We start from the raw sequence: 14,589 nt of genomic DNA, 5'->3' as shown, positions 1-14,589 counted from the left end.
GGCGCGCGGGCGGCAAAAAAAAAGCCCACCGGAGGGTGGGCCGAAGTTCCAGTGTCCGAGGAGAACCTGGTATTCGCAATGAGAGAGGTAGGACGGCCATGCCACCAGACATGGCCGTCTGTGCCGGGCCGCAGCCCGGGCTTTAGCGCACGTAGGCGGTTTCGCCGTGCGAGCTGATGTCCAGACCTTGGCGCTCTTCTTCTTCGCTGACCCGCAGGCCCACCAGAAGATCCGCCACCTTGTAGGACACGAAGGCCACGACACCGGACCAGACCAGGGTCACGAGCACGCTCTTGACCTGGACCCAGACCTGGTGGCCCATGGAGTAGTTCGCTGGCTCGATGCCGCCCAGGCTGGCTGCGCAGAACACGCCGGTCAGGATCGCGCCGACGATGCCGCCGACACCGTGCACGCCGAACACGTCGAACGCATCGTCAGCACCCAGCATGCGCTTGAGACCACCGACGCCCCAGACGCACAGAGGGCCGACGATCAGGCCCATCACGATGGCGCCCATGGGACCGACAAAACCGGCGGCGGGAGTGATGGCCACCAGGCCGGCGACCGCACCCGAGATCGCACCCAGCATCGACGCCTTGCCCTTGTGCAGCGCTTCGGCAGCGAGCCACGACAGGGTGGCGGCGCCGGTGGCGACGATGGTGTTGACGAAGGCCAGACCGGCGATGCCGTTGGCGGCGCCTGCCGAGCCGGCGTTGAAGCCGAACCAGCCCACCCACAGCAAGGAGGCACCGACCATGCTCAGCGTCAGGCTGTGCGGGGCCATCGATTCCTTGCCGAAGCCCAGGCGCTTGCCCAGAACGTAGGCACCGACCAGACCGGCGATACCGGCGTTGATGTGCACCACGGTGCCGCCAGCGAAGTCCAGCGCGCCGTCAGCCGCCAGCAGACCACCGCCCCAGACCATGTGGGCCATGGGGATGTAGCTGAACGTGAACCACAGCACGGCGAAGATCAGCACGGCGGCGAACTTGATGCGCTCGGCGAACGAGCCGACGATCAACGCCACGGTGATGGCCGCGAACGTGGCCTGGAAGGACACGAACACATATTCGGGAATGGTCTTGAGCGCGCTCGACAGCGTGTCGGCCGTGATGCCCTTGAGGAACAGCTTGTCGAAGCCGCCGAAGAACTTGCCTTCGCCGCCGAAAGCCAGCGTGTAGCCGTAGACCACCCACAGCACGGTGATCAGCGAGAAGATCACGAAGACCTGCATCAGCACCGACAGCATGTTCTTGGAGCGGCCCAGGCCGCCGTAGAACAGCGCCAGGCCGGGGATGATCATCAGGATCACGAGCACGGTCGAAGTCAGCATCCAGGCGGTATCGCCGGAGTTGAGCACGGGAGTTTCCTCGGCGGCAGCCGGGGCCGCCACCGCAGCGGCTTCCGGCGCAGCAGCCGCAGCCGGGGCAGCCGCAGCTTCGGGCGCGGGAGCCGCGGCAGCGGGTTCGGCAGCGGCGGTCACCGCGGGCGTGGCGACGCCCGGAGCCTCGGCAGCCGGAGTCTGCGCCAGGGCGACACCGCCCGACAGCAGGCTCAGGCCCAGGCAAAGGGAAGCAAGCAGTTTTTTCATGTCAATCTTTCTGATCGGTACGAACGCAGGCCTTAAAGGGCTTCCTGGCCGGTCTCGCCGGTACGGATGCGCACCACCTGCTCGAGGTGGGAGACAAAGATCTTGCCGTCGCCGATCTTGCCGGTGCGGGCTGCGGCTTCAATCGCTTCGAGCGCGCGGTCGACCATGTCGTCGGCGATCGCGGCTTCGATCTTCAGCTTGGGCAGAAAGTCGACCACGTATTCCGCGCCGCGGTACAGCTCAGTATGGCCTTTTTGCCGACCAAAGCCTTTGACTTCGGTCACGGTAATGCCCTGCACGCCGATGTCGGAAAGTGCTTCGCGCACTTCATCGAGCTTGAAGGGTTTGATGATGGCGGTCACCATTTTCATGATTCATTCCTCCGGGGGGAGGGCGCGCCGGGCGCCCTCGCGGTTACAGGGCCTTGGTCAGTGTGACAATAAAGCGGTTCTTGTTCACATCGCCAAAGAAGTTTTTCTTGTTGGCACCAACCAGTGCACCGCCGAGCGACAGGCCGTCGCCGAAGTCGTAGGCCGCGCCCACGCTGTAGTCGACATAGTTGGGCACGCCCTGGACGTCGCTGGCGAAGCGGGTGTAACCCACGGCCGCCTTGAACGTCACCTTGGGGGCGACTTCCTGGGCAAACGCCAGGTTGAAGTAGCCGGTGTTGCGCCCGCCTTCGAAGCCGAAGTACTTCTTCGACACGGTGTGCGAATACTTGGCGGTCAGCGGGCCGAAGCCGGCGCCCGCGTACAGCTCGGTCGTGTTGGCGACGCTGCCGCCCGAGTACACGTAGCTCAACGCACCCAGATCCCAGGCCACGCCGCCGGCTTCGAACTTGTAGCCGCCGTAGAAGTCGCTTTCAAGCGAGTTGCCCGGCACCCAGTCGACGCTGGAGTTCCAGTTGCCCACGTACCAGCCGGACTCGCCGAAGCTGTAGTCGAAGCCGCCTTGCAGCGCAGGCTTGACCGCCTTGGTGCGGCTGGCATCCTGGTCCTGCCCACGGAACTTGTAATTGCTGGTCAGGCTGACATTGGCGGTCAGCTGGGCGCTGGCCAACATGGGCAGAGCGGCGACAAAAGCAACACCGACGGTCTTCATCCAAGCACGGGACATGAGGCTCTCCAGTTGTAAAAATTTTCGACAAACGGTGAAAAGCATGAACTGTGCCAACCGGGCTTGATCTACGTCGCCACGGTGCATGGGCCGGGACGCGGCGCAGCCGGACCAGGCGATCGCACCGTATTGGTGCAGAAACCGGGCGCCGCGCCATGGCGGGGATGCACCAAAATGGACGGCAAGGCCGCACGGGGCCGCCCAGGCCCGCGGCGCGGCCACCCGCTCACGGGTGCCAGTGCGAAGTGCGCACCGCCGAGGTGCCCGTCGTGCCCGCAAGCGCATACGACAGCTGGTTCGCGGTCTTGAGCAGCATCTGCGCCATGGTTTCAAGCTTGGACTCGGGCAGGCGCGACGCGGGCCCGGAGATGCAGACCGAGCCGAACAGCCGCCAGTGCATGCCGAACACCGGCGCCGAGACCGTCGCCACGCCCTGCTCGCGCTCGCCTATGGAATGGTGGAAGCCGCGCTCGCGGATCTGCTCGTAGGGCTGGCCGGGCTCGCCCGAGAACGCCAGGATCACGCGCCCCGGCGAGCCCTTGTCGAGCGGCAGCTCCTCGCCCATGCGCACATGGTGGCGCAGCGCTTGCGGGCCTTCGACCCGCATGATGCAGATGCGCGCATTGCCTTCGCGCACATAGAACGCCGTGCTTTCGCCGCAGGCCAGCGTCAGCGCGCGCAACGCGGGCTCAAGCACGTTCTGCACGTCGAAGCCGGCCTTGTAGCGCGCGCCCAGCCAGCCCGCGGCCGGGCCCAGGCGCCAGTCGCCGTCTTCGCGCTGCACCATGTAGCCATGGTGGGCCAGCGTGCGCGCCAGCCGCAGCACCGTGGTCTTGTGCAGGTTGCAGCGGCGACTGAGTTCGGCCAGCGACAGATTGGACTCGCCCAGCGCATAGGCCTCGAGCAGCTGCAGCGCGCGCGAGACCGCGGTGACGAAACCGTTCGAAGCCGCGGGATCTTCCACCGCCGCAGCCATTTCCGGCGGAGTTTGCGGGGCCGGCGCGGTGGCGCGCGGCTGGCGCACGGCAGGCGCTTTCAGAGGGTTGGAATCAGGCTTCATGGTGCAATGCGTTTCATTGTACGAAACGCCATTGTATGCCTTGAAACGTTTTTTTAAACTGCGTCCAACTACCGCGGCACCGCTGCGCTAGCCGGATAAATAAATCAACGGAGACAAGACATGACATCGACACCTCGCCTTCGCGCGCTGTTCGCGCCTCTTTGCGCCGCCACCCTGGGCCTGGCCGCCGCCGCCGTGCCTTTCGCCAGCGCGCAGGCGCAAGCCGCCTACCCCAGCAAGCCCATCCGCCTGATCGTGCCCTTTCCTCCGGGCGGCGGCACGGACATGATTGCGCGCACCGTCGCGCAAAAGCTCACCGACATGAACAAGTGGACGGTGGTGATCGACAACCGTCCCGGCGCGGGCGGCAACCTGGGCGTCGATGCCGCGGCCAAGGCCGCGCCCGATGGCTATACGCTGGTCATGGGCCAGACCAGCAACCTCGCGATCAACCCCGCGCTCTACGCCAAGCTGCCCTACAACCCGCTCAAGGACCTGACGCCCGTGGCGCTGGTCTCGTCCTCGCCCATCGTGATGGTCACGGCCGCCACCTCGCCCTACAAGACCATTGCCGATGTCGTCGCCGCGGCCAAGGCCAAGCCCGACGGCATCACGCTGGGCTACTCGGGCAACGGCACCGTGGCCCACCTCGCGGGCGAGCTGGCCCAGGATGCGGCCGGCATCAAGCTGCGCCATGTGCCCTACAAGGGCGCGGCCCAGGCGCTGACCGATGTGGTCAGCGGCAACATCGATCTCTACATGTCGGCGATTCCCACGCTGATCGGCCAGGTGCGCAACGGCAAGATGCACGCCGTCGCGGTCACCTCCAAGAAGCGTTCGACACAGCTGGCCCAGACGCCCACGCTGGCCGAGTCGGGCTACAAGGACTTCGAGGCCATCACCTGGTTCGGCGTGCTCGCGCCCGCAGGCACGCCGCCGGCCATCGTGCAGCAGCTCAACAAGGCGATCAACCAGGCGCTGGCCCAGGCCGATACCGCCGAGCGCCTGCGCTTCGAGGGCGGCGATGTGCTGGGCGGCTCGGTCGAGACCTTCCAGCAGCTGCTCAAGACGGAAATCCCGCGCTGGGCCAAGATCGTCAAGGACTCGGGCGCGGGCCTGGACTGATACCCCGGCGCCCGGTTCCGGGCGCTGCCGCGGCAACGGCCAGGGCGCCGTTTCCCGCCCCCTCACTGATTCACCGACCCAGGCGACGCGTGCCAGACGGCGCGCCCGCCCAAGGGATAGCCACGTCCGCAAAACCTGCCTGGCGCTTCCCGCATCTCTTCCTTTCCAACGGACCGCAGCATGAACCAACTTCCAGAAATCATCCGTGACATCGAACGCGTGGGCGCCGACGTCGTGCAAAAAGCCGCGAGCTTCCAGGCCGCGATCCTGGCCGATGTCGCCGGTCGCCGCGGCACCATGCACGGCCGCGTCGCGCCCGTGCACCAGGACATGAAAGTCGCGGGCCCGGCGTTCACCGTCGAAGTGCGCCCCGGCGACAACCTGATGATCCATGCCGCGATCGCGCTGGCCCAGCCCGGCGACGTGCTGGTGATCGACGGCAAGGGCGACCTCACGGCCGCGCTGATGGGCACGCTGATGCTCAGCGCCTGCAAGAAGCTGGGCCTGGCCGGCGTGATCGTCGACGCCGCGATCCGCGACAAACTGGAAATCCTCGACCTCGACTTCCCGGTGTTCAGCGCGGGCTTCAACCCGGCTGGCCCGACCAAGTACGTGCCCGGCCGCATCAATCACCCCATCTCCGCCGGCGGCGCCAGCGTCCACCCCGGTGACCTGGTCGTGGGCGACGCCGACGGCGTGGTCGTGATCGAGCGCGCCAAGGCGCAGGCCATGCTGGCCCTGGCCGACAAGAAGGTCGCCGACGAAGCCGCACGCATCGAGGCCATCGCGCGCGGCGACACCGCCTCCAAGTGGCTGCCCGCCGCGCTGCGCGCCGCCGGCGTGCTCAAGGACGGAGAGTCGCTGTGAGCACCATCCTCATCACCGGTGCCGATCTCGCACCGCAGGCGCAGGCACTGCTGGCCGGCCACGAGCTCGTCTATGCGGGCAAGACGCCCACCGAGGAAAGCCTGGTCGCACTGTGCCGCGCGCACGACCCCGTGGCCATCATCGTGCGCTACGGCAAGGTCGGCGCGGCCGTGATGGACGCCGCGCCTGCGCTCAAGGTGATCTCCAAGCACGGCAGCGGCACGGACACCATAGACAAGGTCGCGGCCCAGGCGCGCGGCATCGAAGTCGTCGCCGCCGTCGGCGCCAACGCCGCGGCCGTCGCCGAGCAGGCGCTGGCGCTGCTGCTGGCCTGCGCCAAGTCGGTGGTCGAACTCAATGCGCGCATGCATGGCGGCCACTGGGACAAGGCCACGCACAAGAGCCTGGAACTGGGCGGCCGCACCATAGGCCTGGTGGGCCTGGGGGCGATAGGTCTGCGCTTCGCGCGCATGGCCGATGCGCTGGGAATGCGCGTGATCGGCTTCGATCCCTATGCGCGCAACCTGCCCGATTACATCCACAGCGTGGACCTCGAAACCATCTGGCGCGAGGCCGACGCGATCTCGCTGCACTGCCCGCTCACCGACGACAACCGCGGCCTGCTCAACGCCGCCACGCTGGCGCAATGCAAGCGCGGCGTGATCGTGGTCAACACCGCGCGCGGCGGCCTGATCGACGAAGCCGCGCTGCTGGAAAGCGTGCGTTCGGGCGAGGTGCTGGCCGCGGGCCTGGACAGCTTTGCGGTGGAGCCCATGACCGCGGGCCATCCGTTCCAGCATGAGCCGAACTTCGTGCTGAGCCCGCACATCGGCGGCGTGACCAGCGATGCCTACGTCAACATGGGCGTGGGCGCGGCAAAGAACCTGCTGCAGGTGCTGGCGCGCGCCAGCGCGGCCGCGCACTGACGCCGCCTCCATCGCCGCGGGCGTGTGACGGGCCCGCGGCGCCGTCGGTTGAAACCAGGAGACAAGAAATGTTCAAGCAATACAAGACCCAGGCCGTCCGGGCGCTTGCCGCGGCAGCGCTGACGGCGGCCGGCCTGCCCGCGGTCGCCCAGGCCCAGGCCTTTCCCGCCAAGCCCGTCAAGCTGGTCGTGGGCTTTGCCGCCGGCGGCCCCACCGATGTCGTCGCGCGCGCCTTCGCCGACCACGCCAGCCGCGCGCTGGGCCAGCCTTTCCTGGTCGAAAACAAGCCCGGCGCCAACACCATTCTCGCCGCCCAGGCCGTCGCCAGCGCGTCCGCCGACGGCTATACGCTGCTGTTCGCCGCAACCAACCATTCGATGATTCCCGCGCTGTACAGCAGCCAGGTGAAGTTCGACCCCCAGCGTTCGTTCCGCCCCATCTGCACCGTCGCCACCAGCCCCACGGTGCTGGTCGTGGGCAAGTCGCTGCCCATCAAGACGCTGGGCCAGTACATCGACAAGGCGAAGAAGGAGCCGGGCCGCCTCACGGCCGGCAGCGCGGGCGCGGGCAGCTCGGGCCATTTCGCGACCGAAATCTTCGCGCGCGCCCAGCGCATAGACCTGAACCATGTGCCCTACAAAGGTGCGGCGCCCGTGATCACCGACCTGATGGGCGGGCAGATCGACAGCTCGTTCGCGACGCTGGGCTCGGTGCTGCCACAGATCCGCAGCGACAAGCTGTCGGCGCTGGCCGTGGCCTCGCCCCAGCGCTCCACGCTGCTGCCCGATGTGCCTACGTTTGCCGAAGCCGGCGGCGGCAACTATTCGGCCGATGCCTGGTATGGCGTGCTGGCCCCGGCGGGCATCTCCGCGCCCATCGCCCAGGCGCTCGAGCGCCTGGCCACCGAGTTCGCCAAAAGCGAAGCCGCGGTGCAGAAGCTGCGCAACCTGGGACTGGACGCCGCATCGACCTGCGGCAATACGTTTGCCGTGCAGATCAGCCGTGAAATCACGACCTATTCGCAGATCGCCAAGGATCTGAACCTGCAGACCAACTGACGCGCGGCTGCCCGCCGCGCGCCCCTATCCAGTGAGGAGACAAAAATGCATGCTTTCGCCAAGACCCTTATAGCCGCCTGCGCCCTCGCCGCCGCCACCGTGCATGCGGCCTTTCCCGACCGTCCCATCACCATCGTCGTGCCTTATGCACCCGGCGGCGCGGCCGACGCGGTCGCGCGCCTGCTGGCATCGCACATGGGAACCAAGCTGGGCACCAGCGTGATCGTGGAGAACCGCGCGGGCGCGAGCGGCACGATTGGCGCAAGCTACGTGGCCAAGGTGCCGGCCGACGGCTACACCATGCTCTACGACGCGACCCCCTATTCGATCAATCCGCACCTGTTCCCCAAGATGCCTTATGCCGCGAATGCGCTGCAGCCGCTGTCGCTGGTGCTGCTCGCGCCCAACGTGATGATCGTGCCCGCCAACTCGCCGTTCAAGAACGTGGGCGACCTGATTGCCAAGGCCAAGGCCCAGCCGGGCAAGATCAACTTCGCATCGGGCGGCAGCGGCACGGTGCAGCGCCTGGCGTCGGAACTGTTCCGCCAGCAGCTCAAGCTCGACATGGTGCATGTGCCCTACAAGAGCGGCGGCCCGGCAATTGCCGACGTGATCGGCGGCCAGGTCGACTTCATGTTCAGCACCGTCGCCGCGTCGCAGTCACTGGTGACAGGTGGCAAGCTGCGCGCGCTCGCGGTCTCGTCGCCCGAGCGCAGCAAGCGCCTGCCCGATGTGCCCACCGTGGCTGAAACCGTGATTCCCGGCTATGAAGTCTACGAATGGAACGGCGTGTTCCTGCCTGCGGGCACGCCCGCGGCCATCGCCGGCAAGCTGCAGCAGACGCTGGTCGAAGTGCTCAAGGAAGACGTGGTCAAGCAGCGTCTCGACGAGCTGGGCGCGAAGCCCGTGGGCTCCACCCCGGCGGAGTTCGCCACCTTCCTCGGCAAGGAAGATGCCAAGTGGGGCGAAGTCGTGCGCAAGGGCGACATCAAGCAGGACTGAAAATGGCCTTGCCCGAGTTGCTCCAACCCGTGCCGCATTCGGCGGGCATCAACCGCCCCGCGCGCCCGCTGCCCGCGCAGGCCTGCGATGCCCACATGCATATCTTCGCGCCCGCGTTCGCGCCTTCGGCGCACTGGAAGCGCACGCCGCCCGTGGCGCGCGTCGATGACTATCGCCAGCTGCAGCAGCGGCTGGGCACGTCACGTACCGTGGTGGTCACGCCGTCGACCTACGGCACCGACAACGCCTGCACGTTGGACGCGCTGCGCGAACTCGGCGACGGCGCGCGCGGCGTGGCCGTGGTGGACCAGGACGTGAGCGACGCGCAACTGGCCAGCCTCGACGCCCAGCGCGTGCGCGGCCTGCGCGTGAACTTCGTCTCGCCCCAGTCCTGGGGCACGACCACGCAGCAGATGCTGGTCACGCTGGCGCACAAGCTCGCGGGATCGGCCTGGCATCTCCAGCTGTTCGCCCACCCCGACCAGATCGTCGCGCTTGCGCCCGTGCTGCAGGCCTTGCCCGTGCCGCTGGTGATAGACCACATGGGCCGCATAGACCCGGCCGAGGGGCCGTCGGCGCCGGCCTATCGCGCGCTGCGCGCGCTGCTCGACGGCGGCCACACCTGGGTCAAGCTCTCGGGCGCGTACATGCGGTCGGCCGTGCACGGCCCGACCTATGCCGACACGCTGCCGCTGGGCCGCGCGCTGGTCCAGGCCGCGCCCGAGCGCCTGGTCTGGGGCAGCGACTGGCCGCACACCACCGAAGTTGCGGGCACGGTCAACGACGCCGATCTCGTCGATCTGCTCCAGCATTGGACCGGCTCCGATGCCGCCATGGACCGTATCCTGGTGGACAACCCCGCGCGGCTCTATGGCTTCGATGCCGCCTGACTCCTGCCAAGAAAGTGCTTCCCATGTTCCTGCTGCAATCCCCCCAAGTCCGTGAGCTGGAGCTGTTCACGTCCATGCCGCAGGCGTTGCGGCGCAGCGAGCGCAGCGCCTGGGCCGACGCCAACCGCGGCGGCGCGGTCACCGATTCGTTTCTCGAAGGCCCGGTGTTCGACGCGGCCGGCAACCTCTATGTAAGCGACATCCCCTGGGGCCGCATTTTCCGCATAGACGCGCAAGGCGCATGGAGCCTGGTGGCCGAGTACGACGGCGAACCCAACGGCATGAAGTTCCTCGATGCCGATACGCTGCTGATCACCGACTACAAGAACGGGCTGATGCGCCTCGATGTCGCCAGCGGCCAGGTCACGCCGTTTCTCGAGCGCCGCAACAGCGAGCGCTTCAAGGGCGTCAACGACCTGGTCTTCGACGCCGAAGGCAATCTGTATTTCACCGACCAGGGCCAGAGCGGCCTGCACGACCCCAGCGGCCGGCTCTACCGGCTGCGCCCGAACGGTCAGCTCGATCTGCTGCTGAACAATGTGCCCAGCCCCAACGGCGTCGCGCTGTCGCCCGACGGCCGCGTGCTGTACCTCGCGGTCACGCGCGGCAACTGCGTCTGGCGCGTGCCGCTGCTGCCCGACGGCAGCGTCGCCAAGGTCAGCCAGTTCTTCACCTCGTACGGCCCCAGCGGCCCCGACGGCCTGGCCCTTGATGAGGAAGGCAAGCTGCTGATCGCCAACCCCGGCCTGGGCTATGTCTGGGTACTCAACGCACGCGCCGAACCGGTCGAAGTGCTGCGCGGGGTGGCCGGCAGTTCAACCACCAATCTGGCGTTCGGCGGCGCGGACCGGCGCACGCTTTATGTGACCGATTCCACGCACGGCCGCATCCTGCGCGCCACGCTGGCGACGCCGGGGCTGGCGCTGCATGCGGGCCGCGCCAGCTAGACCGCTGCGGCCTCGGGCAGCTTGGCAATCACCTTGATCTCGAACTGGAAGCCGTAAAGCCAGGTCACGCCCACGCCGGTGAGCGTGGGATAAGGCGCCTGGCCCCAGAACTCGGGAACGATCTTCCAGATGGTTTCGAAGTTCGCTTCGGGGTCGACGACGAACACCGTGACATCGACCACATCGTCAAACGTGCAGCCGGCCGCGCCCAGCACCGCATTGAGGTTGGCGAACGCGCGCCGCACCTGGGCCTCGAGTCCGGGCTCGGGCGAGCCGTCCTCGCGGCTGCCGACCTGGCCCGAGACGAACAGCATGCCGTTGGCGCGCACCGCGGGCGAATAGCGGTTGCGTTCATAAAGCGCCTGGCGGCCCGGCGGGAAGACCACATCGCGTTGCGTCATGGGGTTCTTTCTTCAGTGGATATGCGCCCACTTTAGGGGCCGCGACCGCGTCGATAAACCAGCAAGCCTGTGCATCACTGTTTGTAAAATCCAAACAATCATCACGGAATCTGGATTACGAATGGACCGCTTTGACGCCATGCAGGCCTTTGCGCGCGTCGTGGAAACCGGCAGTTTCACCAAGGCCGCAATGACGCTGCACATGAGCAAGACCAGCGTCACGCAGCTGGTGCAGCAGCTTGAAGCCCGGCTGCGCGTGAAGCTGCTGCATCGCACCACGCGCCAGGTCAACGTCACGGCCGACGGCGCCGCGTATTACGAGCGCGTGCGGCGCGTGCTGGCCGATGTCGACGACGCCGAGACCAGCCTGTCGGGCGGCGCGCAATCGCCGCGCGGCCGGCTGCGCGTCGATGTGCCCAGCCCGCTGGCGCGGCTGATCCTGGTGCCGGCCCTGCCCGACTTCCATGCGCGCCACCCCGAGATCCAGCTCGACCTGGGCGTGAGCGACCGCATGGTCGACATCATTGGCGAGAACGTCGACTGCGTGCTGCGCGGCGGGGAGCTGATAGACCAGTCGCTGATCCAGCGCCATGTCGCCGACCTGCCGCTGGGCGTCTACGCCGCGCCGCGCTATCTCGCGCTGGCCGGCGTGCCCACCCACCCGCGCGAACTCGAAGGCACGCACCAGCGCATCGTCGGCTTTCACTGGGCGCGCCACGGCAGGGCCGCGTCCTATGCCATGCAGCGCGGCGACGAACGCCTCGAAGTGCGCGGGCGCCACGCCTTGTCGGTGGACGACGGCAACGCCTATATCGCCGCCGGCGTGGCCGGCATGGGCGTGCTGTGGCTGCCCGAATACATGGCCAGGGCCCACAGGGACAGCGGCGAACTCGTGCCGCTGTTCGAAGACTGGCAGATGGCGCCCATGCCGCTCTATCTGGCCTATGCGCCGCAGCGCCATGTGAGCGCCAAGCTGCGCGCGTTCATCACCTGGGTCGCGGCGCTGCTGGAGCGGCACGCGCCGGTCATGCGCCGCCCTGTCGGGTAGAACGCCAGTCCGCTCAGAAGCGGTATTTCATCGACACCATGAAGTTGCGCGGCGGGCCATAAAGCCCGCGCGTATCCGACACGCCCGAGAGGTAGCGCTTGTCGAAGGCGTTGTTGAGATGCGCCGCCACCGTCAGCTGCTTGCTGACCTCATAGCGCGCCATCAGATTGAGCAGCGCATAGCCTTGCTGGGTATAGGTGGCCAGCGGGTCGCCGGTCTTGCTTTCCCAATGCACGCCGCCGCCCAGCGTCAGCCGGTTCCAGTCGCCGGGCAGGCGGTAGGTCGTGGACAGCTTGAAGGTGTGCAGCGGAATGCGCGTCATCAGCCGCTGGCCGTCCTTGTCGCGCGTCTTGCTGAAGGTGTAGCCGGTGGCCATCTGCCAGCCGCGAGCGATCTCGCCGGCCAGTTCGACTTCCACGCCCTGCGTGATGGTGTCGTCTATCGCGGTATAGGTGCGCGTTGCCGCGTCCCACACCGGGAACGTGTCCTGCTGGGTGCGGAACAGCGACAGGCTGGAGTTCAGCGCGCCCTCGTAGAAGCTGCCCTTGAGGCCGACTTCGTAGCTGATGCCCTCTTCGGGCGCCAGCCGGTCGCCGTTGAGGTCGATCACATAGTCGGGCTGGGGATTGAAGATCTTGGTGTAGCTGGAGTAGAGCGAATAGGTGTCGTTGAGCGCATGCACCAGGCCCACATAGGGAACGAAGATGCCGTCTTCGCGCAGGCGCACCGCAGTCACATTGCCGCTGGCGTAGCTCAGCGAGTCACGTTCCTGCTTCCAGTTGGTGAAGCGGCTGCCCAGCAGCAGGCTGGTGGCATCGCTCAGTTGCAGCCGCGAATTGAGGTAGGCGCTGTACTGGTGTTCCTGAGACGTCGAGCGACCGGTCGAGGCGGACGTGGGCTTGGCGACCTCGTTGGTCCAGTTGAAGATGTCGTTGATGGCCTGGCGCGGCGACGCATAGCCCGGACTTTCCTGCTCGAGGCGCGACAGCGTGACGCCGCCTATCAGCTCATGGCGCCGCCCGAACAGCGTGAACGGGCCCGTGGCATAGGCATCCAGGCTGGTCTGCTCGACGGCGCTGGCCCAGTGGATCATCTGCGTGCTGCCGCCCAGGCCGGTCGCCTGGTTCACCGCATTGACGGGCGAAGCCATGAACGACTCATAGCTGTAGCGGCCATGGGTCAGCTCGGCCTTGGCGCTCCAGCCCGAATCGAATCGGTGCTCGACCGAGCCAAAGACGTTGTCGACCTTGTGATCGTAAAAGGCCCAGTCCGGCGACGCGCCGTTCGCCAGCGACGCGCCCGTGGGCTGGCCGTTGGTGTAGACCTCCCAGAACGCGCGTATGGGGGAGTTGGTGTTGCGCGTGATGTGGCTCAAGCCCGCGGTCAGCAGCGTGCGCGGGCCCAGATCGACCTCGGCGATGCCGTACAGCGTGGCGTAGTCCTGCTGGTAGTTGTCCACCCAGGCGCCGTCGCGCTTGTAGTCGGCCACCAGACGCGCGCGCACCGAAGCGTCTTCGTTGAGCGGGCGCGAGATATCCACGCCGGCGCCACGGCGCGACCAGGAACCGGCATCGGCGCTGATCTGGGTCTGCGCTTCCTTGGTCGGCCGCTTGCGGATCATGTTGATCGTGGCGGCGGGCGTGCCCACGCCGCTCATGATGCCGGTGGCGCCCTTGACGACTTCCACGCGGTCGTAGATCGCCGTGCTCTGCAGGTAGTTGCTCATCGCCGCGGCGGTGGGCACGCCGTCGACCTGGAAGTTGGTGATGCTCGAGCCACGGGCCCACATCTGCGGGCTGTCCGAGCCCAGGCTGAAGGGCTTCATCGTGATGCCCACGGCGGATTCCAGCACATCGCCGAGGCTGTAGAGCCGCTGGTCGTCCATGCGCTGGCGCGTGATCACCGTGACCGACTGCGGCGTCTCCTGCGGCGTGAGGTTCAGCCGCGTCGAGCTGCTGGTCGAAAAGGTGGTGTACGAGCCCGTGCCCTCGGTGGTCGAGCCCGGGGCCTTGCCCGAGACCGACACCACGGCCAGCGCATGCTCGGCCGACGCCGATGGCTCCTTGGGAACGGCCCTGAGCGTGAACGCTCCGGGTTCCGAATCGATGACTTGCACGTCGGTTCCCGTGAGCAGGCGATCGAGCGCCTGGCGCGGCGTCTGGCGGCCCTGCACGGCAGGCGCCGAACGGCCGGCCACGACCTGCTGGTCGAACAGCACCTGGTGCCTGGCCTGCTGCGAGAACGCGCGCAAGGCGCCCGCCAGCGGTTGGGCGGGAATGTCGAATGCCAGCGCCTGCTGCGCCTGCGCGGGCGCCGCCATCAGTGCCAGCGCGGCGGCGACGACTAGCGCCGTGCCCGCGGGCTGCCAGGCCCGGATGTTGCGCTGCAATGCCGCGCCCGCGAAGGCGCCCCTCAACTGTCTTGTTTTCATTTGCTGTCCTGCGGATCTGCGTTGGTTTTTCAGGCTGTGGCTGATCTGCACGCAGGCAGGTACTGGCTGGCAACCGGAGGGCGCGAAAAATTCAGGCCCTTGCAGAGATAAACGGGGGGCGCGCGCA

General features: G+C 67.3%; 14 protein-coding genes. 8 read left to right on the top strand and 6 right to left on the bottom strand.

From position 1 onward, the window contains the following. Positions 1-142 precede the first annotated feature (142 nt). From ACSVDO_RS00780 to ACSVDO_RS00765, 4 genes are all read right to left on the bottom strand, one after another. Positions 143-1,591, bottom strand: a complete 1,449-nt coding sequence (locus tag ACSVDO_RS00780) for an ammonium transporter (protein ID WP_332537806.1) — start codon at positions 1,589-1,591, stop codon at positions 143-145. A 32-nt stretch (positions 1,592-1,623) separates the two neighbouring features. Beyond that, entirely contained in the window at positions 1,624-1,962 is a 339-nt protein-coding gene (gene glnK / locus ACSVDO_RS00775; RefSeq protein ID WP_175505503.1) for a P-II family nitrogen regulator, read from the bottom strand. A 43-nt stretch (positions 1,963-2,005) separates the two neighbouring features. After that, complete coding sequence (locus tag ACSVDO_RS00770) at positions 2,006-2,707, bottom strand: TorF family putative porin (protein WP_332537805.1); 702 nt, start codon at positions 2,705-2,707, stop codon at positions 2,006-2,008. A 226-nt stretch (positions 2,708-2,933) separates the two neighbouring features. Beyond that, on the bottom strand, positions 2,934-3,683 hold the full coding sequence (locus tag ACSVDO_RS00765; protein ID WP_332537808.1) for an IclR family transcriptional regulator: 750 nt from the start codon (positions 3,681-3,683) through the stop codon (positions 2,934-2,936). 204 nt (positions 3,684-3,887) lie between these two features. On the opposite strand from ACSVDO_RS00765, the gene ACSVDO_RS00760 reads away from it, so the two are divergent. From ACSVDO_RS00760 to ACSVDO_RS00730, 7 genes are all read left to right on the top strand, one after another. Next, on the top strand, positions 3,888-4,892 hold the full coding sequence (locus ACSVDO_RS00760) for a tripartite tricarboxylate transporter substrate binding protein (RefSeq protein WP_332537804.1): 1,005 nt from the start codon (positions 3,888-3,890) through the stop codon (positions 4,890-4,892). Between the two features lie 180 nt (positions 4,893-5,072). Beyond that, positions 5,073-5,759 carry an RraA family protein gene (locus tag ACSVDO_RS00755; protein ID WP_489594597.1) on the top strand — a complete coding sequence of 229 codons (687 nt, stop codon included), beginning with the start codon at positions 5,073-5,075 and terminating at the stop codon, positions 5,757-5,759. Beyond that, entirely contained in the window at positions 5,756-6,685 is a 930-nt protein-coding gene (locus ACSVDO_RS00750; RefSeq protein ID WP_489594596.1) for an NAD(P)-dependent oxidoreductase, read from the top strand. The genes ACSVDO_RS00755 and ACSVDO_RS00750 overlap by 4 nt, the downstream gene beginning before the upstream one ends. A 68-nt stretch (positions 6,686-6,753) precedes the next feature. After that, on the top strand, positions 6,754-7,743 hold the full coding sequence (locus ACSVDO_RS00745; protein ID WP_489594595.1) for a Bug family tripartite tricarboxylate transporter substrate binding protein: 990 nt from the start codon (positions 6,754-6,756) through the stop codon (positions 7,741-7,743). 45 nt (positions 7,744-7,788) lie between these two features. Then, on the top strand, positions 7,789-8,745 hold the full coding sequence (locus ACSVDO_RS00740; protein ID WP_489594594.1) for a tripartite tricarboxylate transporter substrate binding protein: 957 nt from the start codon (positions 7,789-7,791) through the stop codon (positions 8,743-8,745). Positions 8,746-8,747: 2 nt separating this feature from the next. Next, positions 8,748-9,635 carry an amidohydrolase family protein gene (locus ACSVDO_RS00735; RefSeq protein WP_489594593.1) on the top strand — a complete coding sequence of 296 codons (888 nt, stop codon included), beginning with the start codon at positions 8,748-8,750 and terminating at the stop codon, positions 9,633-9,635. Between the two features lie 23 nt (positions 9,636-9,658). Then, positions 9,659-10,582 (top strand): SMP-30/gluconolactonase/LRE family protein, encoded by a 924-nt coding sequence (locus ACSVDO_RS00730; protein ID WP_489594592.1) that lies wholly within the window; start codon positions 9,659-9,661, stop codon positions 10,580-10,582. Here the strand turns inward: ACSVDO_RS00730 and ACSVDO_RS00725 are convergent. Next, entirely contained in the window at positions 10,579-10,983 is a 405-nt protein-coding gene (locus ACSVDO_RS00725; protein ID WP_489594591.1) for a Rid family hydrolase, read from the bottom strand. The genes ACSVDO_RS00730 and ACSVDO_RS00725 overlap by 4 nt on opposite strands. 121 nt (positions 10,984-11,104) lie before the next feature. Here ACSVDO_RS00725 and ACSVDO_RS00720 point away from each other — a divergent pair, with 121 nt between their 5' ends. Beyond that, entirely contained in the window at positions 11,105-12,031 is a 927-nt protein-coding gene (locus ACSVDO_RS00720) for a LysR family transcriptional regulator (RefSeq protein WP_489594590.1), read from the top strand. A 13-nt stretch (positions 12,032-12,044) separates the two neighbouring features. Here ACSVDO_RS00720 and ACSVDO_RS00715 read toward each other — a convergent pair whose 3' ends face one another. Next, positions 12,045-14,462: a TonB-dependent siderophore receptor gene (locus tag ACSVDO_RS00715; protein ID WP_489594589.1), complete on the bottom strand. Its 2,418-nt coding sequence runs from the start codon at positions 14,460-14,462 to the stop codon at positions 12,045-12,047. Between the last annotated feature and the right edge of the window lie 127 nt (positions 14,463-14,589).

The sequence above is a fragment of the Comamonas sp. DB36 genome (assembly GCF_057914905.1).
Note: the sequence above shows the minus strand (reverse complement) of the source record. Positions and strands in the feature narration are given on the sequence as shown.